The sequence below is a fragment of the Yinghuangia soli genome (assembly GCF_021502675.1).
Classification (GTDB): Bacteria; Actinomycetota; Actinomycetes; order Streptomycetales; family Streptomycetaceae; genus Yinghuangia; species Yinghuangia soli.
The window spans coordinates 12,209-37,188 of sequence record NZ_JAKFHA010000007.1 but is presented as its reverse complement, the minus strand read 5'-3'; the positions used below and the strand labels follow the sequence as shown (position 1 = coordinate 37,188).

The 24,980-nt window shown below is 72.5% G+C and carries 20 protein-coding genes and 1 tRNA gene; 15 read left to right on the top strand and 6 right to left on the bottom strand.

Annotated features, from left to right (window positions below):
- Positions 1-103 precede the first annotated feature (103 nt).
- On the bottom strand, positions 104-574 hold the full coding sequence (locus tag LZ495_RS14825; RefSeq protein ID WP_235052657.1) for a hypothetical protein: 471 nt from the start codon (positions 572-574) through the stop codon (positions 104-106).
- A gap of 412 nt (positions 575-986) precedes the next feature.
- Positions 987-2,276, bottom strand: coding sequence for a hypothetical protein (locus LZ495_RS14820; protein WP_235052656.1), 1,290 nt, complete (start codon positions 2,274-2,276; stop codon positions 987-989).
- Between the two features lie 224 nt (positions 2,277-2,500).
- Between LZ495_RS14820 and LZ495_RS14815 the strand changes: the two genes are divergently transcribed.
- Positions 2,501-2,574, top strand: a tRNA-Val gene (locus LZ495_RS14815).
- 263 nt (positions 2,575-2,837) lie between these two features.
- Here LZ495_RS14815 and LZ495_RS14810 read toward each other — a convergent pair.
- Positions 2,838-3,383, bottom strand: a complete 546-nt coding sequence (locus LZ495_RS14810) for a GNAT family N-acetyltransferase (protein ID WP_235052655.1) — start codon at positions 3,381-3,383, stop codon at positions 2,838-2,840.
- A 230-nt stretch (positions 3,384-3,613) separates the two neighbouring features.
- On the opposite strand from LZ495_RS14810, the gene LZ495_RS14805 reads away from it, so the two are divergent.
- From LZ495_RS14805 to LZ495_RS14780, 6 genes are all read left to right on the top strand, one after another.
- Positions 3,614-4,411, top strand: coding sequence for an SCO2525 family SAM-dependent methyltransferase (locus tag LZ495_RS14805; protein WP_235052654.1), 798 nt, complete (start codon positions 3,614-3,616; stop codon positions 4,409-4,411).
- A 32-nt stretch (positions 4,412-4,443) separates the two neighbouring features.
- On the top strand, positions 4,444-6,285 hold the full coding sequence (locus LZ495_RS14800) for an SCO2524 family protein (protein ID WP_235052653.1): 1,842 nt from the start codon (positions 4,444-4,446) through the stop codon (positions 6,283-6,285).
- A 3-nt stretch (positions 6,286-6,288) separates the two neighbouring features.
- A complete protein-coding gene (locus LZ495_RS14795; protein WP_235052652.1) occupies positions 6,289-7,209 on the top strand; it encodes an SCO2523 family variant P-loop protein in 921 nt (306 codons plus the stop codon).
- Positions 7,194-8,165: an SCO2522 family protein gene (locus tag LZ495_RS14790; RefSeq protein WP_235052651.1), complete on the top strand. Its 972-nt coding sequence runs from the start codon at positions 7,194-7,196 to the stop codon at positions 8,163-8,165. The genes LZ495_RS14795 and LZ495_RS14790 overlap by 16 nt, the downstream gene beginning before the upstream one ends.
- Positions 8,165-9,133 carry an SCO2521 family protein gene (locus tag LZ495_RS14785; protein ID WP_235052650.1) on the top strand — a complete coding sequence of 323 codons (969 nt, stop codon included), beginning with the start codon at positions 8,165-8,167 and terminating at the stop codon, positions 9,131-9,133. Before LZ495_RS14790 ends, LZ495_RS14785 begins: the two co-directional genes overlap by 1 nt.
- Positions 9,134-9,200: 67 nt before the next feature.
- Positions 9,201-10,139, top strand: coding sequence for a DUF6879 family protein (locus LZ495_RS14780; RefSeq protein WP_235052649.1), 939 nt, complete (start codon positions 9,201-9,203; stop codon positions 10,137-10,139).
- Positions 10,140-10,151: 12 nt separating this feature from the next.
- Here LZ495_RS14780 and LZ495_RS14775 read toward each other — a convergent pair whose 3' ends face one another.
- Positions 10,152-10,886, bottom strand: a complete 735-nt coding sequence (locus LZ495_RS14775) for a TetR/AcrR family transcriptional regulator (protein ID WP_235052648.1) — start codon at positions 10,884-10,886, stop codon at positions 10,152-10,154.
- Positions 10,887-11,013: 127 nt separating this feature from the next.
- Between LZ495_RS14775 and LZ495_RS14770 the strand changes: the two genes are divergently transcribed.
- The 7 genes from LZ495_RS14770 (at position 11,014) to LZ495_RS14740 (ending at position 21,437) form a co-directional block, all read left to right on the top strand.
- Positions 11,014-12,684: an amidohydrolase gene (locus LZ495_RS14770; RefSeq protein ID WP_235052647.1), complete on the top strand. Its 1,671-nt coding sequence runs from the start codon at positions 11,014-11,016 to the stop codon at positions 12,682-12,684.
- A 94-nt stretch (positions 12,685-12,778) separates the two neighbouring features.
- The gene (locus LZ495_RS14765; protein WP_235052646.1) at positions 12,779-14,410 is read left to right on the top strand and encodes an ABC transporter substrate-binding protein; all 1,632 of its coding nucleotides are present in this window, start codon (positions 12,779-12,781) and stop codon (positions 14,408-14,410) included.
- Entirely contained in the window at positions 14,380-15,354 is a 975-nt protein-coding gene (locus LZ495_RS14760) for an ABC transporter permease (RefSeq protein ID WP_308268119.1), read from the top strand. The genes LZ495_RS14765 and LZ495_RS14760 overlap by 31 nt, the downstream gene beginning before the upstream one ends.
- Positions 15,351-16,256 (top strand): ABC transporter permease, encoded by a 906-nt coding sequence (locus tag LZ495_RS14755; protein WP_235052645.1) that lies wholly within the window; start codon positions 15,351-15,353, stop codon positions 16,254-16,256. The genes LZ495_RS14760 and LZ495_RS14755 overlap by 4 nt, the downstream gene beginning before the upstream one ends.
- Positions 16,257-16,259: 3 nt before the next feature.
- Positions 16,260-17,228, top strand: coding sequence for an ABC transporter ATP-binding protein (locus tag LZ495_RS14750; protein WP_235052644.1), 969 nt, complete (start codon positions 16,260-16,262; stop codon positions 17,226-17,228).
- Positions 17,225-18,091 (top strand): ABC transporter ATP-binding protein, encoded by an 867-nt coding sequence (locus tag LZ495_RS14745; protein ID WP_268822857.1) that lies wholly within the window; start codon positions 17,225-17,227, stop codon positions 18,089-18,091. The genes LZ495_RS14750 and LZ495_RS14745 overlap by 4 nt, the downstream gene beginning before the upstream one ends.
- Before the next feature lie 535 nt (positions 18,092-18,626).
- A complete protein-coding gene (locus LZ495_RS14740) occupies positions 18,627-21,437 on the top strand; it encodes a SpoIIE family protein phosphatase (protein WP_235052643.1) in 2,811 nt (936 codons plus the stop codon).
- An 84-nt stretch (positions 21,438-21,521) separates the two neighbouring features.
- On the opposite strand, the gene LZ495_RS14735 is transcribed toward LZ495_RS14740, so the two are convergent.
- Positions 21,522-22,061, bottom strand: coding sequence for a DinB family protein (locus tag LZ495_RS14735; protein WP_235052642.1), 540 nt, complete (start codon positions 22,059-22,061; stop codon positions 21,522-21,524).
- A gap of 173 nt (positions 22,062-22,234) precedes the next feature.
- The gene (locus LZ495_RS14730) at positions 22,235-23,848 is read right to left on the bottom strand and encodes an MFS transporter (RefSeq protein ID WP_235052641.1); all 1,614 of its coding nucleotides are present in this window, start codon (positions 23,846-23,848) and stop codon (positions 22,235-22,237) included.
- Positions 23,849-24,063: 215 nt separating this feature from the next.
- Here LZ495_RS14730 and LZ495_RS14725 point away from each other — a divergent pair, with 215 nt between their 5' ends.
- Entirely contained in the window at positions 24,064-24,948 is an 885-nt protein-coding gene (locus LZ495_RS14725; RefSeq protein ID WP_235052640.1) for a TetR/AcrR family transcriptional regulator C-terminal domain-containing protein, read from the top strand.
- Positions 24,949-24,980 lie beyond the last annotated feature (32 nt).

Below are 24,980 nucleotides of genomic sequence, written 5' to 3'. Positions count from 1 at the left end.
GCCCCCGCCCCGTCGGGGCCGGCGGCACCGCCCACCGCGAGGGGCCGGATCCGACAGTGTCGGATCCGGCCCTTCGCGTTGCGGCGCGGTCGGAGCGGCGCGGTCAGACGTCGGCGCCGCGCACGGTGAGGAGCTCGGCGGCGGCGTGCACCGGGCGGCCCTCGATGTCGAAGGTCAGCTCGAAGCCGTCCCGGGCGGCCCGCACCCGGGTGAGCGCGACTTCGGTGAACCGGTCCAGGGCACCGGTGAGTTCGTGGATCACACCGGTCGCGGACAGGCACAGCACGGTGCCGTCGCTCAGGATGACGGTGTCGCCGCCGCGGCCGCGCGGGGCCGGGTGGGCGTCGGTCACCCGCAGCGGACCGCGGCCGAGCGAGTTGAGCCAGCGGACGGCCTGCTCGTGGAGCAGGTCGCGCTCCTCCTCGTAGGCGGTGTGCAGCATGCGCCGTACATCGTGCAGATCCGAGGTGTGCAGCGGCATCTTGTGGGTGCCGGCGACCTTCGGGGTGCGGCGCAGGGCGGCCACGCAGGGCGCGGCGGCGAGCGCGACGAAGGCGAGCATCGGAATCAGCATCACGGGCATTACACGTCCCCGAGGTGTCGCGGGCCGTCCCGGTGGCGCGGGGCGGCACAAGAGGTGACGTCGGGCGGGGGACGGCCCAGCTGCGGGGGCGGCGGGGCGCCGGCGCGCCGACGAGGAGCGGCATCCGCGGCATAGGGACGGGGGTCCCCTACGACGGGACCAAAGGCCCTGCCGTACCGCGGTCTGGAAACCTTAAACGTCGGATCGCGGTATTTGGCAGGGGGTCTTCGGCGGATTGTCGGAATCGTCGCCCCGGGTTGCCGACGGCTGACCGGCTGTCGAGAACTCTGCGGCAAATGTCCACATTTGTTCTTTGGCTTGTGGTGGAGATCACGCCACCTGCGCGGGCCCGCCCGAGCCCGCCCGAGCCCGTCTGAAGACCCGGCCCCGGACCCGCTCCCCGTCAGGGCCGGCTGCCGCTCCCGCCCGCCCGGTCGTCCCGGATCTGCTGCACCACGCGCGCCACTTCGGCACGGATCGCCCGCGTCTCGGACAGGAAATGCCACCAGTCCGGGTGCGGGGCGTCGAGCCGCTCGCCGGCCGCCTCCAGGCGGAAGACCAGGGCGTCCAGGCTGCGCGCGTACTTCGCCTCGGCGTTCGCCCGGCCGGCCACCGCGAGCCGCTGGGCGTCGCGCAGCGCGAACCGGGTGCGCTCGATCTCCGCGGCCGGGTCGCGGGCCACATCGTCGAGGTCGCGCAGCCGGTCGTGCACCGAGGCCATCGCCTCGTCCGCATGGTTGAGCTCGGCGCGCGCGGTGCCCAACCGGCTGACCGCGTCCGCCCACTCGCGGTCCGCCGCCGCGGTGCCGGCCTCGTCGATCCGCGCCTGCGCGACCTGCACGGCCCGCGCCACCGCGGCCTCCGCGCCGGTCAGGTCCGTCCAGCAGGCCGCGCTGTACCCCTGCCGCAGACGGCTGAGCGCGGGCTCCAGATTCTCCGCGCGCGACGTCACCGCCTGGGCGCGCGTACGCAGCGAGGACAGCCGCTTGGTGACGTCGTCGCGCAGCCGGGGCAGCCGGTCGGCCTCCTCGTACAGCGCCTGCGCGGCCTCGCCCACCCGGGCCGCCAGCGCGAGCGTGCCGGCCACGCCGTGCACCGCGGCCCCTTTGTCCAACTCGGCCAGCTCGGCCTGCACCGCCCCTAGCCGCGCCGCGTACGCCGCGGGCGCCAGGCCCTCGCGTACCGCGGCGTGCACCGCCGCCTCCGCGGCGCGCACGGTCTGCCGGGCGTGCTCGGTCTTCGGCGGCAGCTGCGCAAGCGCCGCATCGGCCCGCGCGATCATCGGCCCGAGCGAACCGGCGAACCGCTCCAGCTCCTTGCCCACGTCGTCGAGCCGCCGCGCCACCGCGTCCAGATCGCGCCGGGCCGCCTCGTAGTCGTCGGTCTCCAGGCCCTCGCCGTCGAGCGGGTGCCGGTCCATCTGCGCGATATACGCCGCACTGGCCTCGTCCACCGCATCGCTCAGCGCCGCGAACCGGCCCAGCGCGGCCTCGCTCGCCTCGGACGGCTCCACCGCCCGCACGGTCTCCAGCGAGATCCGCAGATCCCGCTGCGCGGTGTCGAGCCGCAGGAACGCCTCCCCGGCCGCCTCGCGCGCCCCGGTCGCCGCCGCCCGCGCCGCCTCCCGGCGCCGCCGCCACGGCCGCGTCTCGCCACCCGCGAACGCCGCGGGCAGCAGCACCGGAAGCAACACGACGCAGGGCCAGAGCAAAGCGGCCCCGTAACCGAACCGGTGCCGTACCGACCCGAGTGCCACTCCCGCTCCCGTCGCCGCCCGCGGACTGCCGCCCCCATCCTCCCAGGTCCGCCCCCACCCCCGCGGGAGGGCACCGCCCCGGCTCCCGTGAAACAGGTGCGCAGGCACGCACACCGATTCGGTAGGCTGTCCCCCTCGCGCGGCAGACACTGTCCGTAAGCGGGCGCGTAGCTCAGTTGGTTAGAGCACTGCTCTTACAAAGCAGGGGTCATCGGTTCGAGTCCGATCGTGCCCACCGCCGAACAGCCCCCGACCTGGGATTTCCCGGGCGGGGGCTTTTGCGTGCCGGGGGCGTGCGCGGGAGCGGGCCGCCCGGGTCGGTGCGCCGTGTCGGCGCGGAGCGTGGGCGGAGTGGGGTCAGAGGTGATCTTGCGGGGGCAAGTTGCTTGTGTTCTTGGCGGATTCGGTGATCGGTTCTGATCGCTAACAGGCCTTTGCTTGACGATGTCGCGGGATTCGGGGGCGGCGCGTCGGGCGGGGCGGATGAGCGGGAGCGGATCAGGGGGGCTGCCGGTCCGGGGTGGGGCGGGCCAGGGTGAGGGTCATGATCAGGCGGGATTCGCCGGGGCCGAAGTAGTCGTCGCGGTGGTGGTCGCGGGCGAAGCCGAAGGACTCGTAGAGCTGGACGGCCGCGGTGTTGGCGGGGTCGACGGTGAGGCGGACCTCGTGGACGCCGTCGGCGGCGCACATGCGGACGGCCTCGGCCATGAGGCGGCGGCCGTAGCCGAGGCCGCGGCAGCGTTTGCGGGTGCCGAGGCCGAGGATCCAACTGCGGTTGCCGCCCTGGCGGGTCGCGACGAGGACGTAGCCGCACAGTTCGGAGCCGTCGTCGACGACCTTGAGGCGGTCGCCGTGCACGTCGAAGAGCTGGCGCAGGACGAAGTACGGGTAGGCGTCGCCGGCGAATATCTCCATGTCCAGGCCGGCCAGGTCGGGGAGTTCGTGCTCCTCGACGGTGCGCAGGCCGGCGCGGGTGCGGGCGGCCGCGGTGAAGGAGCGGGACGTGCCCGCCTTGCGGAAACGATCGTCGGCAAGGGGGTTCATGCCTCTCCCTCGGAGTCGCGGGCACCGGTGCAATCGGGTGCATCGTGCAACAACCCGTGGGTTAAAGGTCTACGCGGTGAATGTCGCCATGTCCAGAAGGGCATGGGTGATCCGGCTGGTCCGGATTGCCGGAACGGTGGTGATACGGAATTCGATCTTCCGTTCGGCGGGCGCGCCGTGGCGAGGCACTTCCATCGGCTGGTGAAGTGCTTCCGCGCTAGCATGAGAAGATGCTGCACTCGGCTGCCGGAAAAACGCGGACCCTCAACCGGGAAGCACCCTGGGACAGGTTCGATTCGCGATCATATCTTGATCATAATTATCGGACTCTGCGCGAAGACGACCGGCAGATCATTGCCGCGGTCCGCGATCACTTCGCCGCGTGTTTCCCGGGGGGCCGGCCGGCCGGGCTCAAGGGCATCGACGTCGGGGCCGGGGCCAACCTCTACCCGGCGCTGTCGATGCTGCCGTGGTGCGACGAGATCCTGCTGTACGAGCGGGCGCAGACCAACGTCACGTGGCTGCGCGGCCAGATCGCCGAATACGGCGCGGGCTGGGACCAGTTCTGGTCGGTCCTGTCCGCCGATGCCGGGTACCAGGCGGTCGGCGACCCCCGGGCCTGCTTCCGGGAGCGCGCCGAGGTCCGGCAGGGCGACCTGTTCGACCTGGCCGAGGAGCGCGGCGGCGCCGCGGCGGAGCGCTGGGACATCGGGACGATGTTCTTCGTCGCCGAGTCGATGTCCACGGTCCGCCACGAATTCGAGGAAGCCGTCGCGAAATTCCTGGGCTGCCTGAATCCCGGCGCGCCGTTTGCCGCGGCGTTCATGGAGAACTCCAGCGGCTATGAGGTGGCCGGCCAGAAGTTCCCCGCCTATCCGGTGGACCGGAATCAGGTCGGGGAGAGCCTCGTCAAGTACGTCGATCCGACGGCCACCACGATCATCGAGATTCCCATTCCGGGACGGCGGTTGCGCACCGGATATACGGGAATGCTGTTGGCCTGCGGGCGGAGCGCGTCCAATTCCTGACCACGGCAGGACATCTTCATAAGGGGAACGGGATGCGGATCCAGCCGCGCCAGCAGCTGTTGGAGATTTGGCAGGCGGTCGCCCGGCAGTCGTACGTCGGCGGCGAATGGCTGTGGGACGACAACGCCACGCCGAGCAGCGTCGCGGACGCCGAGCGCCTGCTCTGCATCATGTATCCCGCCACCGAGGTCCCCGCGTTCCGGCTGGACGATCCGGACACCACCGACCGGGACGTCCTGGAAGCGGTGCGCGTCCTCGGCGGGCGCAGCGAGATCCCGCTCAAGCTCATCGACGCGCTCAGCGAGTACGTCGAGCAGCACACCGACGAGGACGGCGTCCCGACCTTCTCCGGCGGTTACTACTTCTCGCCCGAGAAGAAGGCCGACTCGCTGACCGAGGCGCAGCGCGAACTGGGCGTGACGGACGCCTATTCCATGGCCATCACGCTGGGGCTCGCCACGCTCGGCTTCCTCAAGGTGTACCTGGCGAAGCCGCGGCGGACCGAGGTCCAGGAGAAGGCCGAGGCGTTACGGGAGGCCATCTCGCTGCGCCTGACCGCGGCGATGGTGAGCCTGCTGCGCAGTTTCACGGTGAACGTGTTCGAGTCGGAGTCGCCGCAGGGCAAGGCGCTGAGCGGTCTCGTCACCCGGGGTCGGCCAGGGGACCGGCTGCTGATGCAGCAGTTCCAGCGCCGCCTGCGCCCGCTGCGCGCCACCATCCGGGACCGCCTGGTCCTCGGTCTGGACGTGGCCGGGGTGCTGGAGGACGACAACCAGCTGTTCGAGTGCGGCTGGTCGTGGAGCGTGGTGGCGGACGCGCCCGAGGTGGACACCGAGGAGGCGATCGGCGGCCAGCCCAAGGGCGTGGCGCTGGCGACTCCGTACCTGTACTTCTCGGTGGTGGCGCTGGACGGCATCGCCGACCTGTATTCGGAGCGCACGCTCATCCTCGGTCTGCTCAACGCGGAGCAGCAGCGGCTGGCGGAGGCGCTGCGCCTGCGCTGGGAGATCACCCAGCAGTACTGGTCGATCGTGGCGCGCTTCGGCGAGGGCACGTGGCCGCTGGAGGACATCCCCTGGCGGACGACCGGCCAGCAGTTGGAGTCGGAGTACTTCAGTCTCTCGGTCGCCGCGATCGTGATCCAGGACCTGGTCCGCCGCAAAGCCACCGACGACGACCTGACCAGAACCGTGGCGATCATGGAGCGGCTGGCCGAGCGCGGCCGGGTGACCAGCCGTCCCATGGACAACGACCCGGTGGTGGCGCTGCACAATCCCGGGGTCCGGTTGAACCTGCTCGGCAGCGAGACGCTCGGTCCGCCGATGCAGTGGGCACTGACCGACTTCTCCGCGCAGTTGCTGAAGCGGACCATCCAGCTGTGCGGGCTGTCCCGGAACCTCGCGTCGCGCGAGCGGCTCATGCAGTTGGCCGAGCGGACCCTCGACCACTTGTGGGCCCGCCGCATCAAGGACGGTGTGGGCACGCGACTGTGGGACGACGTGCACGTGAGCTTCCCGGTCTCGCCCAAGCTGGACCGCAAGTTGTCGTGGAGCACCACCGAGCGCGTGGTCGAGAGCATGGTCGCGGCTCGCCAGCTGTACGGGCAGAGTCCCATCCGCAGCGCGGAGTTGACCGGCATGGCCGATGCGCTGCTGAGCGAGGCCGGGCAGTTGTACGGCAACGAGCTGATGGAGCCGACCTCGGTCGAGGACAGCACGCGGCACCTGGCGCTCAAGCAGGTCGAGGTGCGGCTGCGCCGGGCCCAGACGATCGTCGACGAACAGCCGGGCACCGCCTGCGCATTGGCGCTGCTGGTCCTCGGTGATCTGGACAAGCTGGCGGTGGGTCGGCAGGTCGCGTCCCGGGGGGTGTGACCGGTGCTCGTCTTCGCTGCGTCGGACAAAGGCGGCACCGGCCGTTCGGTGACCAGTGCCAACATCGCGTACCAGTGCGCGGTCAACGGACGCGACGTCTGCTACCTGGACTTCGACTTCGGCTCGCCCACCGCGGCGGCGGTCTTCGACGTCCCCAGTGCGTTGCGCGGTATCGACGGGAACGGCCTGCACTCGTATTTGCAGGGCGGGGTGACGGAGCCGCGCCGGATCGACGTATGGGCGGAGACCGAGCACCGCGTGCTGCGCAATCAGCCGGTCAATGCGGGGCGTCTGGCGCTGTTCCCGGGCGACCGCGGCGGCGGCGAGTTCGTGATCGGGCGCGAGACGGTGCGCCGCTGCGTGACCCTCTTCCTGCGGCTGGAGGAGGAGTTCGACGTGGTGCTGGTCGATCTCAGCGCGGGCCGTTCGTATGCGATGGACATGGTCCTGGAGGTCACCGCCCGGCCCGAGTTGAAGCAGGTGACCAGCCGGTGGATGGTGTTCCACCGCTGGACGCGCCAGCATGTGATCGCCGCTGCGGGCCTGATGTTCGGTGCGCGCGGGATCCTGGAGGCGGGTGCCGCGCGGGGGCACGACAAGGATGAACTCGCCGCGGCGATACGCCCGGTGCGGGCCGCGGTGCCGGATCCCGATGGGGCGCTGTGGGCGTCCGTGCCGCTGGAGCAGGCGTCGTGGATGCGGGCGTGCAACGAGCAACTGCGGGAGCTGGCCGCGGAGCACGGGATCGGCAACACCCGCAAGCTGGGGGCGGTGCCGCTCGAACCGGTGCTGCAGTGGCGCGAGCAGCTGATCACCATAGACGACGTCACGCCGGGCAGCGGCGTCGCCAACATCGAGACCTGGCTTGCTCTCGAGGAATTGTCGAAGGCGCTGTTCGACGACGAGATGTGGAGGTCGCCGTAGTGGAGACCGTGTTCCACGAGACGACGGCCGAGCCGCGGGTCGCGGCGGTGCCCCTCGCGCATGTCTCCCTCGAACTCGGCCATCTGTACATGGACGACTTCGCGGCCGGCCCGGAGCGGCTGCGCGCCCATTTCGGCCGGGTCCGGCCGTGGGCGGACGCGGTCACCGCGATGACCGCGGCGCAGCTGCCGCGGGGCCGGCCGCGGATCAGCACGTGCTTTCTCGTGGACGACTACTTCACCCGGTACTCCTCGCCGGCCGAGTTGGTCCCGATGGTGCTGGCCGAGGCCGAGGCGGCCGGCCTGCGCATCGACTATCTGGCCCGCGAGTCGGGGTGCGCGCGGGCGGACGGTGTCGAGCTGGCCGCGTCGGTTCTGGCCCGGCTCGTCGAGGCGCCGCCGCCGGGCAGCAACGGTTCGCGGCCGCCGGTGCGCGAGGTGGGCTGGATGTGCAACGGCGAGCGCACCCCGGCCGTCGACGCCCTGGAGGCGATGAGCGGCGTGCCGGCCTGGAGCCCGCCGTCCGAGGTCGGTGCGCGGCGCCATTCGGTGTTCACCGACGTCGAGTTGTGGGACGACCGGGGGCAGCGCCGGACCTGGTCGTGTGCGTTCCTGGCCGCGGTGTGGCAGTTGGCGCGGCTCGGGCTGCTGCGGCATCGCGGCGATCCGGTGATGTCGCCGGTGCGGTGGGCGGGCGGTTTCCCGGGGGACTGGGACGCGCTTCCGGCGGTGGTGCAACTGCGGGAGGAAGCGGCGCCGTTCGCCGCGTACCAGACGTGCTCGGTGCTGCCGAACCGGTTCTTGGACGTGGAGCATGCGGTGCGCATCGTCCTCGGCCGGGTGCAGGTGGAGCCGAGGGCGCTGGAGCAGGTCTCGGAACGTGCCGCGCAGGAGGGCTTTCCGCTCCCTGCGGAGGTGGCCGACCGGGCGGCCTACGTCCTGTATTCGGGTTCCTGATGGACGCCACGGGGGACGGCGTCCGGGTGCTCTCCTGCGGGGAGGTGCGGACCTGCCTGCTGCAGACGTCGGCTTCGCTGCCGGCGGCGTCGGCTGCGCAGTTGCTGCAGTTGCGGCCGGATTCGGGGGTGTCGCTGTCGGCCCGGCCGAATCTGCATGTGGTCTCGCCGGAGTTGCTGACCGGTGTGGACTGCTTGTTCCCGGCGAAGTCGGGGGCGAAGGTGCGCGGGGTCGGGACGGTGCGGGCGCGGGCGGTGCTGACCGAGGGCCGGGTGCTGCAGGCCACGGCGTGCTTCAGGGCGCCCGCGCGGGGGCCGGAGCACCGGCAGCCGTGGGGGCATTACCTGGTGCGGCCGGGCATCGTGGAGCCTGCGGGGCGGCTGGAGGAGGGGGACGCGGCCGCGGGCTTCCTGGACGGACGGGCCGGCGGGGTGCAGACGTTGGACCCGGGGGCGGTTGCGGAGCGCCTGATCGGCGATCTGCATGCGCATGCGCTGCTGGACCGGCGGGCGCCGTTCAAGTCGCGGCGTACGCGGCTGCGTTGGTCGGCGCTGCGGGGCGATCCGGGGGCCGCGCCGGTGATCGAGCGGTTCACGTTGGCGGATGACGGGCTGCGTACGGTGCTGCTCCGGGTGCCCGATCCCGACGACGAGGGCGTGCTGGGTCTGTGCGAGGACCTTGCCTTGCACGACTGGCTGCTGACGACTCTGGTGCACATGGTCGAGCGCAGCCGGCTGGGGTCCGTGCCGGGCCCCGAGGCGGTCGCGGCGCTGCGTCCGGCCGTCGACCATCTGCTGCATTTGTGGATGCCCATGGTCCGGGTGGCGGCGCCGCTCGTCCCGCTGTGGGAGGTGCTGGAGCGTACGCCGGGATTTTCCGCGCAGTGGCGCATCCTCGTGCAGCGTATTCGCGACCAACTGGCCTTGCAGGCCATCCCTTTGCTGCGAGACGACCTGACTCGACATTAGGCGGCCGACGCCACGCGATCCCATCGGGGGAGACATGCGCCAGACACCTGCAATACCGCCCTTTCTCTTGAAGGCCGTCCTGGCCGTGGTGTTCGGCGGCATCGCCTATTCGGTGACCGAGCTGACCGGTCAGGAAGAGGTGTGGCAGCTGACCATCACGATCTTCATAGGCGGTGCCACGCTCATCGTGCAGTACATGGTGGATTTCGAACGGCGGCTCGGTGAGGTCGGGTTGGCGGTGGAGCAGCATGCCGACGGGATGACGACGTCGTGGGGCCATCACACGGCGGGGATGGAAATCCTGGTCGAGACGGGTTTCGCGCGGGTGAGCGAGGCCACCAAGTTCTTCGGGGAAGTATCGGGTTCTGCGCTGCCCACCGAGGCGCTGACGGATCTGGTGCGTTCTGCGACCGCTATCGGGGGCGACGAGCCGGACATCATCTATGCCTTCGCGGAGGCCGAACTCCGGCGCGTCACGCAGTTGTTGCGGGACCTGAAGACGGATCACGTGGACTATGCGGGCGAGGACCACGACTGGCTGCTGACGCTGACTGATGTCACGCGTGCCACGATCGATGCGACGAGCACGTCGGTGGACTACGAGTTCTGGACGACGGAGCTGGGGCGCCGCTACCTGGTCGCGCAGCGCAAGGCGATCCTGCGCGGGGTGCGGGTGCGCCGGCTCTTCATCGTCGCGGACGACGCCGAGGCGCAGGACGCGAGCGTCCAGGAGCGCTGCCGCCGGCATGCCGAACTCGGGGTGGAGGTACGGGTCGCCACCACGTCGACGTTCCCGGAGACGGCCCGCATCGACACGATGATCGACTTCATCGTGTTCGACGGCGAGGCGACCTACGAGGTGCGGCCCGAGCTGAGCGCGCAGCCGGTGATCGACACGACGCGGATGGTGTGGCGCAGCGAGCGGGTGGCGCAGTGCATCCACCGGTTCAACGACTTGTGGGCCGTCGGCCGGCCGCCGGCGGAGTTCCTGCAGGTGGGGCCGTAGGCCGCGGGCCGGTCAGGATGCGGTGCCGGCGTCCCCGGCGGCGGCGCGGCGTTCGGCGGCGAGGTGCTCGATCGCGATGATCAGCGCCTCGAAGCGGGCCTCGTAGATGGCTTCGTGGGTGATGGCGGGGAGTTCGTCGCCGAGCCGGGTGATGTGCGGGAAGCGGGCCGTGTCGGCGAGTCGGTACTCGCCTGACCAGGAGGCCTCGTCCGATGCGCGCACGCCCGGTTCGACGAGCAGGTACGCGGCGTACTGGCCGGTGTACGCGAGCATCGAGTCGCCGACCACGCGGTAGTACAGCGCGGCGTCGGCGCCGTCGAGGCCGGCCTCGGCGAGGGCGCCGAGGATGAGTTCGACGATGCGGAACTCGTTGACGCGGCGCGTGGTGCGGCTGGCGGTACTCGACGCGACGATCGGGTACTTCACCGCGGCGGCGTGCGCGGCGGCGGCGAGCGCGCGGAGGCGGTCGCGCCAGTCGAGGCCGTCGGGGACGTTGTCGAGGACCTCGCCGTGCATGCGGTCGGCGACCGTGAGCATCAGCTCGTCCTTGTCCCGGAAGTGGCGGTAGATCGCCGTCGGGTCGCTGCCCAGTTCGTCGCCGAGGCGGCGGATCGTGAAGGCGTCCGCGCTGCCGCGGGCGGCGATGCGCAGGCTGGCCTCGACGATCTGGTCCGGGGTGAGCTGGCGGCCGACGCGCTTGGTGCGCACGGGGGCCGCGGGCGGGTTCGACGCGGGGGAGCTCGACATGGTGGGGCCAGTCTACCCATCGCGCCAGGACATTGCGCATCACTGTTGACATCACTGTTGCGCCGCTGTTTGACTCCCCGGCACGAGCCGCCGCACCGGGCCGGCTCGCCGGTACATGGGAGCGGCGATGAGCAGTTCAGCGGGGCGGGTGGACACCGTCTTCTCCGGCGGCCGGGTCTTCACCGGCGATGCGGCGGAGCCGGTCGACGCCGCGGTGGCGGTGGCCGGCGGGCGCATCGCCGCGGTCGGCGGCGCCCGGGAGATCCGCGGGCTCGCCGGGCCGGGGACACGCGTCGTCGACCTGGCCGGCGGGCTGCTGGTGCCCGGCTTCCAGGACTCGCACATGCACCCGGTGGAGGCCGGCGTCCAGCTGCTGCGCTGCGATCTGTCGGAGGCGCCCGGCCTGGCCGCGTACCAGGAGGCCATCGGCTCCTATGCACGGAGCAACCCCGAGGCCGCGTGGATCCTCGGCGGCGGCTGGTCGATGGAGGCCTTCCCCGGCGGCGTCCCGAGCCGGCACGCGCTGGACGCGGTCGTACCCGACCGTCCCGTGATGCTGCGCAACCGGGACGGGCACGGCGCCTGGGTCAATACCCGGGCGCTGGAGGCCGCCGGCCTCGGCCGCGGCACGCCCGACCCCGCGGACGGCCGGATCGAGCGGGAGCCCGGCGGCCATCCGTCCGGCATGCTCCAGGAGGGCGCCGTCGACCTGGTCGCCCGGCATGTCCCCACCACCGGTGACGACGAGGCCTACCAGGGGCTGCTGCGCGCCCAGGAGCACCTGCACGCGCTCGGCATCACCGGCTGGCAGGACGCGATCATCGGCGCGTTCGCCGGGAACTGCGACAACCTCCCGGTGTACCTGCGCGCCGCCCGGGAGGAGGCGCTGACCGCGCGGGTGGTCGGCGCGCTGTGGTGGGACCGCGAGCGCGGCCTCGAACAGATCCCCGACCTCGAAGAGCGCCGGCTGCACGGCCGCGCCGGGCGCTTCGCGGCGACCTCCGTCAAGATCATGCAGGACGGCATCGCGGAGAACTTCACCGCCGCCATGCTCAGCCCCTACCTGGACCGGTGCGGCTGCGCGACGGCCAACTCCGGGCTCAGCTTCGTCGACCCCGGCCTGCTCGCGAAGGCGGTGGCCGAACTCGACCGGCTCGGCTTCCAGATCCACTTCCACGCGCTCGGCGACCGCGCGGTCCGCGAGGCCCTCGACGCCGTCCAGGCCGCCGGCGAGGCCAACGGCCCCCGCGACAACCGGCACCACCTGGCCCACCTGCAGGTCGTCCACCCCGACGACGTGCCCCGGTTCGCCCGACTCGGCGCGACCGCGAACATCCAGCCGCTGTGGGCCGTCCACGAGGCGCAGATGGACGAGCTCACCATTCCGTTCCTCGGCCCCGAACGCGCGGCGCAGCAGTACCCGTTCGGCGACCTCCGCCGGGCCGGCGCCCGCCTGGTCGCGGGCAGCGATTGGCCGGTCAGCAGCCCGAACCCGCTGTGGGGCATGCACGTCGCGGTCAACCGCCTGCCGCCGGGCGGCGACCTTGCGGTGGCCGGCGCGGCCGGCAAGCCGTTCTACCCGGAGCAGGCGCTCACCCTTGCCGAAGTCCTCCGCGCCTACACCCTCGGCACCGCCTGGGTGAACCACATGGACGACGTCACCGGCTCGATCGAGGCCGGCAAGTACGCCGACCTGGCGGTGCTCGACCGCGATCCCTTCGCCGGCGCGCCCGAGGAGATCGGCGACACGGCAGTGGTCCGCACTTTCGTCCAGGGCGAAGAAGTCTTCACGGCCTGAGCCGCCGCGATTCCCGCTCCACCGCTCTCCTGTCTTCCCGCTCTCCTGCCTTCCCGTTCCCTCTCTCCGTCTTCCCCCAGAAGAGGTGGTTCCTGTGCGTTTGCTTCGAACAGCCGCGCTCACCGCGGCCGTGGCCATGACCGCGGCAGCATGCTCGGGGAGTTCCGACAACGGCGATTCCGGCGCGGGCGCCGGGAAATACCAGATGTCGTCCGACACTCCGGCCGGCAAGGGGCCGGTCGCGGACGCCACCTGGGCGCTGTTCGCCGAACCGCAGTCGCTCGACTACCTCTACGCCTACGACTTCCCGCCCAACACCGTGCTGGCCAACGTCTGCGAGCAACTGCTCCGCATCACCCCGGACTTCAGCATCCAGCCCGGCCTGGCCGCCAAGTTCGAGAACCCCGACCCGCTGACCTGGGTCTACACGCTGCGCGAGGGCGTGAAGTTCCACGACGGCACCACCATGACCGCCGACGACGCGGTGGCGAGCCTGCAGCGGCACCTCGACCCGGCGAACGCCTCGGCCTGGGTCGGCGCGTTCAAGGACGTCGCCTCCGTCACGAAGACCGGCCCCATGCAGCTGACCGTCAAGCTGACCAAGCCCAACGTGCTCTTCAACCAGCAACTCGCCGCGTCCCCGGGCACCGTCGAGAGCGCGGCGTACCTGGCCAAGGCCGGCAAGGACTACGGCAACCCCACCGGCAAGGTCAACTGCACCGGTCCATACACGCTGGACAGCTGGAGCACCGGCGACTCCATCAACCTCAAGAAGTTCGACGGCTACTGGGACAAGAACCTGACCCCTGCCGTCGACAAGCTCAAGTTGGTCTTCATCCAGGACCCGTCCGCACGCGTCAACGCGCTGCTGTCCGGCGAGGTCGACGGCGGCTACATGCTGCCCGCCACCTCGTACGACAAGCTCGCCGCATCCGGCTCGGGGAAGCTGTACTTCGGCGGCAACTCCGGGACGTACAACGCGCACGTCGCCAACCTCGGCGGTGCTCTGGGCGACGTCCGCGTCCGCCGGGCGCTTTCGCTGGCGGTCGACCGCAAGGGCGTCGTGGATGCGGCCCTCAACGGCTACGGCGTCCCGGCGAAGGCCCCGGCCCCCGCCGAGGCGTGGGGCATCGCCCCCACCACCGGCAAGGCGGCGCACGATGCGCTGCCCCCGATGACCCGCGACATCGACGCGGCGAAGAAGCTGGTCCAGGAGGCCGGTGCGGCGGGCAAGAAGATCGTGGTGGCGACCATCAGCGTGTCGCCCGAGATCAGCATCGGCGCCAACGCCCTGCGGCAGGCCGGGAAGGACATCGGCCTCGACGTCGAACTCAAGGCCATCGCCCCGGACGCGTACACCGCGCTGTTCACGGACCCGTCCGCCCGGGCCGGCATCGACCTCCTGATCACCAGCGGCTACAACATGACGCCGGACCCGCTCGAGTACTACGGGACCCTGCAGTCCGGCCAGTTCCCGAATTATGGCGACTGGAAGAACGAGGAGTACGACAAGCTCGTCGAGCAGGCGAATGCCGCCCAGGACCCGATCACCCGGGCCGCGCTCACGGTGAAGCTGCAGGAGATCGCGGTGCGCGAACTCCCCGCCATCCCGCTGTTCGACACCCCGTACACGGTCTTCCTGGGCAAGCGGATCAGCGGGGCCACGCCGGTCCTCTCCGTGATGCTGTCGTACCCGTGGGCCGCACAGTTGGGGTCCGCGAGCTGATGATCCGCTTCATCGGCGGTCGCGTCCTGGGCCTGGTGCTCGTGCTGCTCGCCACGTCCTTCGTGGTCTTCGGCGCGGTGCACCTGGCCCCGGGCGACCCGGTGTCCTTCCTCATGCGGGGCCGGCCGATCACCCCGGAGGCGCGGGCCGCGCTCACCGAGCAGTACCGCCTCGACGAGCCGCTCCTCGCGCAGTACTTCCACTGGCTGGGCGGAGTCCTCACCGGCGACTTCGGCCGCTCCGTGCAGTTCCGCCAGCACGTCGGCACGCTGGTGGCCGAGAAGCTCCCGGTGACCGCGATCCTGGTCGGCTACGCGGCGCTGCTGATCTGCGCGGCCGGCATCGGACTCGGCATCCTCGCCGGCCTCAAGCCGGGCTTCGCCGACCGGGCCGTGCTCGTGGGCACCGGTATCGGCACCGCGACGCCGGCATTCGCGTCGGCCATCGCGCTCACCGCGCTGGCCCGTACCGCGGGATGGCCCACGTACGGCGGCGGCGAGGGCTTCGGCGGCCACCTGAAGCACCTGACCCTGCCCGCGATCGCCCTTGCGCTGGCCTTCGGCGGGCTGGTCGCACGCGTGACCCGCGCCGCGGTCCGCGACGAACTCGGCCGCGAGCACGTCGAGGCGGCCCGGTCGCGCGGCATCGCCGGGGCTGCCGTGGTGCGCCGGCACGTGCTCCGCAACGCCCTCGGCCCGGTCGTCACGGTGATCGGCACGATGGTCGCCGGACTCCTGGTGTCGACCACCATGGTGGAGATCGTCTTCAGCGTCGACGGGATCGGCAGCCTGCTCATCAAGTCGGTGACCAACAAGGACTTCCCCGTGGTCCAAGCCCTCACGCTGCTCATCGTCGCGACGTTCGTGGTGGTGAACCTCGTCGTCGACCTGCTCCAGCCGCTGATCGACCCGCGGCTGAGCCTGACCGGGCGAGGTGCGCGATGACCGCCGCCCCGGCTTCCCGGGTCCCCTCCGCCGCCCCGGCGGCAAAGGTCGCCGCCCCGCCGCGGCGCGGGACCGCCTGGATGCGCGGACTCGCCGCGCAGGGACCGCTGTTCACCGCAGCGGTCGCCACCCTGGTGCTGCTCGCGCTGTGCGCGGTCTTCGCTCCGTTCGTCGCGCCGCACGACCCCGAGACGATCGACCTGGGCAACTCGCTCGCCGGCTCCGATGCCGACCACTGGCTCGGCACCGACCAGTCCGGCCGCGACGTGCTCAGCCGCCTGATCCACGGGGCCCGTACCGGGCTGCTCGGCCCGCTGCTGGTCGTCGCGGTGTCCACCGTCCTCGGGACGGCGCTCGGCCTCGTCGCCGCGTGGCGCGGCGGCTGGGTGGACAGCTTGCTGTCGCGCACCATGGACGCGCTGTTCGCGTTCCCGGCGATGCTGCTCGCGATCCTGTGCGTCGCGGTGTTCGAGGCCGGGCTGACCGCTCCGGTGATCGCGATGACGGTCGCGTACACGCCCTACGTCGGGCGGTACGTGCGCAGCGTCGCGGTCCAGGAGAAGGCCCGCCCATACATCGAGTCGTACCGGGTGCAGGGCTGGTCCGCATGGAGCGTGACCACCCGGCACCTGCTGCCGAACATCACTCCGAACATCGTGGCGCAGTCCACGGTGAGCTTCGGGTACGCGCTCATGGAGCTGGCCGGCCTGTCCTTCCTCGGCTTCGGCGTCCAGCCGCCCACCGCGGACTGGGGGACCATGGTCAACGAAGGCCAAGGCGCCATCCTCAAGGACGCGTTCATGCCCGCGCTCGCCCCCTGCGCCGCCATCGTCGTCGCCGTCGTCGCCTTCGGCATCGTCGGCGAGGGCATCTCCGACCGGATCGCGAAGCGGGAGCGGTAGACCATGGCCCTGCTCGACATCGACGGCCTCAGCGTCGTCCTCCCGTCCGGCGCCGCGGCGCGGCCCATCCTGGACGGCGTCTCACTCACCGTGGAGACCGGCGAAGTGGTCGGCCTCGTGGGCGAGTCCGGCTCCGGCAAGTCGGTCGCCTGCCGCACGGTGCTCGGACTGCGGCCCGCGGGCGCCCGGACCTCCGGCGAGGTCCGGGTGTCCGGCCGCGACGTGCTCGCCATGAACCGCGGCGCGCTCAAGGCGCTGCGGTCCGGCGAGGTCGCGATGGTCTTCCAGGACCCGCGCGCCTCGGTCAACCCGGTGCGCCGGATCGGCGATTTCCTCACCGAGGGCCTGCGCGCCGCCGGCGTCCCCAGGGACCGCGCCCTGGAGCGGGCCGGGGAACTCCTCGCCGAGGTCGGCATCCGGGACCCGCGCGGTGCGCTGCGGCGCTATCCGCACGAGTTCTCCGGCGGCATGCTGCAGCGCGTGGTCATCGCGGCCGCGCTGGCCGGCGGCCCCGCACTGCTGCTCGCCGACGAGCCGACCACGGCGCTGGACGTCACCACGCAGGCCGAAGTGATCGGCATCCTGCGCCGCACCCAGGCGCAGCACGGCACCGGCATGCTGTTCGTCACCCACGACCTCGAACTGGCCGCGGCGATCTGCGACCGCATCTACGTCATGTACGCCGGGCGCGTGGTGGAGACCCGCGGCGCCCGCGAGCTGTTCGACGCGCCCCGGCACCCGTACACCGCGGGCCTGCTGGCCGCCGCGCCGAGCCTGGAACCGGATGCGACCCCGCCGCGGCCGATCCCGGGCCGCCCGGTGTCGCTGGCGGAGAACCCGCCGGGCTGCGCGTTCGCCGTCCGGTGCGGGTACGCCACCGACCGCTGCCGTACCGAGACTCCGCGCTTGGCCGCGGACGACGGCGGGGCGGTCGCCTGCCTGCGCGCCGACGAAGGGATCCTCACGTGCTGACCGACGCCCCGTCCGCCGCCTCGCCCGACGTCCCGCCCGGCACCGCGGCCGGCCCCGGCCTCGAAGTGCGCGGGCTCTGCCGTGCGTTCGGCGCCCACAAGGCTGTCGACGGGGTCGGCTTCACGCTGCCGCCGGGCGGCTCGCTGGGCATCGTCGGCGAGTCCGGGTCCGGCAAGACCACCACGATCCGCATGGTCGTGGGCCTGGAGGTGCCGGACGCGGGCAGCATCCGCCTCGGCGGTCGCGACCGCACCCGGAAGCCCCGCAACCGCGCCGAACGCCTGGCGCGGGCCCGCGAGATCCAGATGGTGTTCCAGGACCCTTACCTGTCGCTGGACCCGCGCATCACGGTACGGGGCTGCATCGACGAGGTCCTGCGGCTGCACGGCGGCCTCGGCAAGGCCGCGCGCGAGGCCCGCGTCGAGGAACTCCTCGACCAGGTCGGCCTGGGGACCCGCGAGGCGGCGGCCCTGCCGCGGCGGCTCTCCGGCGGCCAGCGCCAGCGCGTCGCCATCGCCCGCGCACTGGCGGCCCGCCCGCAGGTGCTCATCCTCGACGAAGCGGTCGCCGCGCTCGACGTGTCCATCCAGGCCCAGATCCTGGACCTGCTGGCCGCCATCCGGGCCACCCAGGACATCGGCTACCTCTTCGTGAGCCACGACCTGGCGGTGGTCCGGCACATCACCGACGACATCGTGGTGATGCGCCACGGCCGCATCGTCGAGTCCGGCCCCACCGCGCGGGTCCTGGCCGCCCCGGAACACCCGTACACCCGCCTCCTCATCGACTCGGTACCAGGCCCCGGCTGGGACCCCGACCGCATCACGGCAAGCCGCAAGGCACTCGCCGACCTCGAACAGTGACCCACCACCCGCTCGGGGCCGACCGCTTACGCCTACCGCCTGCCGCCCGCTTAGGTCTGACCGCTCACCCGCCCCGCCACCCACCCACCGCCACCCACCCGCCGTCGCCCGCCTGCCGTCGCTTGTTGCCGCCCGCCGAGGGCTGACCGCGCAGCCGCCACCCACCCCTGTCGCCCACCCCCGCCGACCCGCCTCCTGCCGCTCTTCGCAGCCCACCCGCCGCCGCCCGACCGCCTGCCGCTGCTTGTTGCAGCCCGCCGTCACCTGCCGCCGACCGCGGGCCATCTGCTGTGCCGGCGAATCGGGCCCGTCGGCAGGCTCGATGCCTGTAGCTCCGCGCGGACGCGCGGTCTCGCGGGTCGGCCTGAGCGGTGGTCGGGGCAGGTCGGCGGCGGCTTCCCGGCGGGGCAAGGCTTGGGGCGGAGCGGTGGTGCGGGGGTGTCACTTGCGTCCCGGTGGGTGTCCGGCTGTGCCGTCCGGGTGGGGTCGGGGCGGGCGGCCCACTTTGCGGGAGGGGAAGTGCTAGAAATGGGACATGTCAGGGCGTAAGGGCCAATCGGTTCCCTCGTCGGCGCCGGGTGCGGCGGGTGAGGGGCCGGGGTCGGGCGATGCCCCGGCGGAAGCGCGCGAGGGGAGGCGCACGGGGCGGCTCCGGGCGCTGCTGAGTCTGCGCAGTGTGGCCGGGCAGGTGTTCTGGCTGCAGGTGGCGGTCGTGCTGCTGCTGGTGGTGGCGGCGAGCGTGGCCCTGGTGCTGCAGGCGCAGCGGGACAGCCTGCGCGAGGCCCGGCACCGCTCGCTGGCCGTCGCGGAGGCGCTCGCGCACGCGCCGGGGACCGCGGAGGCGCTGGCCGGGCCGGATCCGACCGCGGCGCTGCAGCCCGCGGTGGCGGACATCCGGGAGGGCACCGGGGTCGCGTTCGTCATCGTGATCGACCGGGAGGGGATCCGCGTCGCGCACACGGACCCGCGCCGGATCGGGCTGCCGGTGACCGAGCCGACCGAGCAGGCGTTGCTGCGCGGCGAGACCCAGACCGCCACCGTCCCCACGTCGGCGGGCCGCGCGGTGACCACGGCCGTGCCGGTGTTCTCCCCGGACGGGACCTACCTGGGCGTGGTCGCGGCCGGCATCACCACCGAGCGGGTGGGCGGTGCGGTGGACCGGCAGATGCCCGTGGTGATCGGCGGCGCCATCGCCGCCCTCGCGCTGACCGCGGCCGGGACCGCCCTGGTCAGCCGCCGCCTGCAGCGCCAGACCCGCGGCCTCGGCCCTGCCGAGATGACCCGGATGTACGAGCACCACGACGCGGTGCTGCATGCGGTCCGCGAAGGCGTGCTGATCGTCGGCGCGGACGGGCGGCTGGTGCTGGCCAACGACGAGGCGCGGCGGCTGCTCGGGCTGCCCGCGGACGCGGAGGGGCGGCAGGTCGGCGGCCTCGGGGTGGACGCCGGGCTGGCCGAGCTGCTGGCCGCCGACCGGCCGGCGACCGACGAGCTGGTCCGGGCCGGCGACATCCTCCTCGCGGTCAACAAGCGGTCGACCGCCGCGCACGGCGGCCCGGCGGGCAGCGTGGTGACGCTGCGCGACACCACCGAACTGCGTGCGCTCGCCGGACGGGCCGAGGTGGCCCGCGAGCGGCTCCAGCTGCTGTACGACGCGGGCGTCCGGATCGGCACCACGCTGGACGTGGCCCGCACCGCGGAGGAGCTGGCCGACGTGGCCGTGCCGCGCTTTGCCGACCTGGCCACCGTCGAGCTGCTCGACCCGGTGCTGAGCGGCGGCGAGCCGGCCGGGGCGGACATCGTGCGCGCCGCCGCGCGCGGCGTCGGCCAGGATGTGCCGCTGCACCCGGTGGGCGGCCTGGTCAGCGCGGACCCGGACGTGCCCGTCGCGGCCGCCGCGGCGGGCGGCCGCGCCGAGTTGCACGCCGACCTGGCCGCGGGCGGCGGCTGGGCCGCCGACCCGGAGCGGGCCCGCCGCATCCTGGCGTCCGGCGTCCACTCGCTGGTCACCGTGCCGCTGCGGGCGCGCGGTGTGGTCCTCGGGCTGGCGAACTTCTGGCGCCGCGAGACCGCCGAGCCGTTCGACGGCGAGGATCTGTCCTTCGCCGAGGAACTCGCCGCCCGCGCCTCGCTGTCCGTCGACAACGCCCGCCGCTACACGCGCGAGCACGCCTTGGCCGTCACCCTGCAGCGCAGCCTGCTGCCGCACGAACTGCCCGAGCAGAGCGCCCTGGACGTCGCGTACCGCTACCTGCCCGCGCAGGCCGGCGTGGGCGGCGACTGGTTCGACGTGATCCCGCTGCCCGGCGCCCGGGTCGCGCTCATCGTCGGCGACGTCGTCGGCCACGGCCTGCACGCCGCGGCGACCATGGGACGGCTGCGGACCGCCGCCCAGAACTTCACCGCACTCGACCTGCCGCCCGAGGAAGTCCTCGGGCACATGGACGAGTTGGTGACCATGATCGACCTGGAACACGGCGGCGACGACGGTTCGCAGATCACCGGCGCGACCTGCCTGTGCGCGGTCTACGACCCGGTGTCGGGCCGGGTCGCGATGGCCCGGGCCGGCCACCCCGGGCCCGCGCTGGTCCTCCCGGACGGCACCGTGGAGTTCCCGGACGTCCCGGTCGCGCCGCCGCTGGGCCTGGCCGGCCGGCTGCCGGTGGAGAACGCGGAGCTGGACCTGCCGGAGGGCGCCTCGCTGGTGCTGTTCACCGACGGCCTGATCGAGGACCGGCTGCGCGATCCGGACACCAGCCTGCAGCAACTGCGCAGCGTCCTGGCGGCCGGCGGCCCCGGGCGCACGCCCGACGGGATGTGTGCGGCGGTGCTGGAGGCGCTCCTGCCGGCCCGCCCGAGCGACGACGTCGCGCTGCTGGTCGCGCGTACCCGCCGGCTCGCCCCCGAGCGGGTGGCCGTCTGGGACGTACGCTCCGACCCCGAGGCGGTCGCTCCGCTCCGCGCCGCGTGCACGCGCCAGTTGGAGGCGTGGGGGCTGCCCGGGCTCACCTTCACCGCGGAGCTCATCCTGAGCGAGCTCATCACGAACGCGATCCGCTACGGCACCCAGCCCATCCAGGTGCGGCTGCTGTTCGACCGCATGCTGACCTGCGAAGTGTCGGACGGCAGCAGCACATCGCCGCACCTGCGCCGCGCGGCCACCACCGACGAGGGCGGCCGCGGGCTGTTCTTGGTGGCGCAGTTCGCCGAGCGCTGGGGCACCCGCTACAACGTGCGCGGAAAGGTCATCTGGGCCGAACTGTCCCTGCACGACGCCCTGCCGCCCGTCCCCGGCGACTCGGTCGACGACCTCCTCGACCAGTGGGACGACGCCGTCGCCTGGTGACGCCCGCCCGTCCGCAGCGCCCGCCGAGGTCCGTTGTCCGCGGCGCCCGGCAAGGGCCGCCCGCCTGCGGCGAGCCGGGCGGGATCACACCCCCGAGGTGCCGTCCAGGCGCTCGCGCAGCAGGTCCGCATGCCCGTTGTGGCGCGCGTACTCCTCGATGAGGTGCACCAGGATCCAGCGCAGCGTGAACACCTGTTCCTCTGCGGGCCGCCGCCCGGATGCGCCGTCGGTGCCGCGGGCCGGCCGGGTGGCGTCCAGGTCGGCCCCCTCGGCCAGTTCGCGGCCCAGCGCGATCTCGGCGCGCCACGTCTCCGCGGCCTCGGCGAGACCGCGCTGCGGTACGACGATGAACCCTGCGCCGTCGGCATCCGGGTAGACGTGCGGCACGTTCCGTCCGGCGAACACCCTCTGGAACCAGTTGCGTTCGACCTCGCTCATGTGCTGGACCAGGCCGAGCAGCGTCAGCGGCGACGGCTTCGCGGAGGCGGTGCGCAGCTGTTCGTCGTCCAGCCCCGCGCACTTGGCCAGCAGGGTCTCGCGGTGGAAGTCCAGCCAGGCTTCCAGCATGGTGCGTTCGTCGGCGGCAAAGGGCGGGATCGTCCGCCCGTCGGGCGTCGCAGGCACGTACGGCACCTCCTCGCGGGCGGCTGGGGCCCGCGAGGGCGCGCCGCCGATGCGTCCGGCTGTCCTCGGCAGGTTGCCCAGGCCCCGCGCGGCCACTCCTCCGTGGCGTTGCGCGGGGCCCGTCGGCACCTTGGACCGCAGCCCGATCGGTGCACCTGTGCACTGCAGCCGGCTCAGTGCGCGGCGGCCGCCTCAGGTGCGGAGTCCGCCGCGACCGCCGCCTTCTCGTCCGCGCGCGGCCCCTCCGCCGCGACCTCGTCGCCGCGGTCGTTGCGAAGGGCGATCTTGACCATGATCGCGGTGAAGGCCATGAGGCCTGCCCCGACCAGGGCGATCACGCGCATCTCGCGGGCGAACGCCTCGAATGCGACGTCCAGCAGCTGCCGTCCGGTCTCCGGCGACAGGGTCGCGGCGGTCTCGACCGCGCCGCCGAGCGTGTCCTGGGCGGCGTCCAACTGCCCGCCGGACAGGCCCTGCGGGGCGTGGTCCTGCACCTGGCCGCGGTAGATGGCGGTGCCGATGCTGCCGAGGACGGCGATGCCCAGCGCGCCGCCGAACTCCGCCGCGGTCTCCGACATCGCGGAGGCCGAGCCGGCCCGCTCCGGCGGGGCCGCGGCCAGGATCATGTCGGTGACCAGGGCGAAGACCGCGCCCATGCCCAGCGCGGTGATGACGTTGGGGATCAGCAGATCCCAGGCCGACGAGTCGGCGTCGATCCGGGCCAGCACGATGTAGCCGACGACCGCGATGGCCAGGCCCAGCACGACGACGTTGGGCTTGCCGATACGCGGCGCCAGCGCGGTGCCGATCGCGATGCCGACCGGCATCACGAAGAAGGTGGGCAGCGACCACATCGCCGACTCCAGCGGGCCCATGCCGAGCATGATCTGCAGGAACTGCGAGGAGAAGAGCCCGAATCCGACCAGGCCGAGCATCAGCAGCCAGTTGGTGGCCAGCGAGACGCTGAAGCGGCGGGACCGGAACAGCCCGACGTCCAGCATCGGGTGGTCGATCACCTGCTGGCGGCGCAGGAAGACCGCGCCGACCGCGAGGCCGGCCAGGCTGATCCCGAGGTAGCTCGCGGAGAAGCCGTTCTCGGCGATCTTCTTGACGCCGTAGACGATGCCGATGACCGAGACCAGCGACAGCGCGGCGCCGGGCACGTCGAAGCGGCCGGGCTGCGGGTCGCGGAACTCCGGCAGGAGCATCGGCCCGAGGACCAGCAGCAGCACCATGACGGGCACGTTGATCAGGAAGACCGAGCCCCACCAGAAGTGTTCGAGCAGGACGCCGCCGAGGACCGGGCCGAGGATGCCGCCGCCCGCGAAGCCCGCGGTCCATATGCCGATCGCGGTGGTGCGCTGGGCCGGGTCGTGGAACATGTTGCGGATCAGGGACAGCGTCGAGGGGGCGAGCGTGGCGCCCGCGATGCCGAGCAGCGCGCGGGCCGCGATCAGGCCTTCCGAGGAACTGGCGTACGCGGCCAGCACGGACGCGACGCCGAAGCCGACCGCTCCGGTCAGCAGCAGCCTGCGGCGGCCGATGCGGTCGCCGAGGGTGCCCATGGTGATGAGCAGGCCGGCCAGCAGGAAGCCGTACGCGTCCATGATCCACAGCAGTTCGGAGCTGCTCGGTTCGAGGTCGGCGCTCAGGAACGGCAGGGCCATGAACAGCACCGACATGTCCATCGACACGAGCATGCCGGGCAGGACCAGCACGGCCAGCCCGATCCATTCCTTGGTGCCGGCCCGCGCGGGCGCGCCGGTGGTCAGGTCTGGCGTGGCCATGGAGTCCCCTTGAGTGCGTGGGTACGTCGTACGCAATAGCGCGTACACGATATGCATGGCCGTGACGATTACTCAACGGATATTTGAACAGCCCTTACCAAAGAGGAGCAGCAACTGGATAGGCTTCCCGAGTATTATTTCGACACGCACGATGTGTGACGAAAATACGGGCGGCGGAGGCAGCGATGGACCGGTGCGTGTGGTGTGAGGCGCCCGTGGAGAGCGCGCCGGGCCGGGGCCGGCCGCGCGACTACTGCTCGCGCGCCTGCCAGGCGAAGGCGTACCGCGCCCGGCAGCGCGAGGCCGCGGCGGACCGCAGGGAGGTGGGCGGCGCCGGATCGGCGCGCGGCGAGGCCGAGTTCGCGCTCGCCCCGGAAACCCCCGGGGCCGTAGCCCCGGGCAGCCACCTGTCCGTCGAGCGCATCGTGGCCGCGGCCATCGACCTTGCGGATGCCGACGGGCTGGAGAACCTGCACATGCGCCGGCTGGCCGCGCACCTCGGCGCGGGGACCATGTCGCTGTACCGGCACGTCGGCGGCCGCGAGGAGCTGATCGACCTGATGGTCGCCGCCGCGCTCGGCGAGGAGCCGCAGCCGGACCCGGCGCCCGGCGGCTGGCGGGCCGGGCTGGAGTACACCGCGCGCCGCGACTGGGGGCTGTACCGGCGGCACCCGTGGATCCTGCGGTACGCGATGGTCGGGTCGCGGATGCGCTGGAGCGAGGCCGCGGCGGCCGACGGCGAGCGGGCGTTCGCCGCGTTCGACGGGCTGGGGCTGACCGCCGACGAGCAACTGCGGCTGCTGTTCCTGGTCATCGCGTTCACCCAGGGCCTGGCGCTGATCCACGTCAACGACGTCGAACTGACGCGGCGCACCGGCACGTCCGGGGAGCAGTGGTACGCGGAGGAGTTCGTCCGCGAGCCGTGGCACTCGCGGCTGGCCGACTACCCGCGGCTCACCGCGGTCTTCGCCGACCACCGGCCCTACCCGGAGGAATTGGAGCGGCTGTTCGAGCAGGGCCTGCAGGACGTCCTGGACGGCATCGGCGTGACGCTCGCCGGGTTCCGCGCGGGCGCCGGCGCCGGGAACGCCGCCGACTGAGTCCGATCGGGGGATCGCAACAGCAGCAGGGA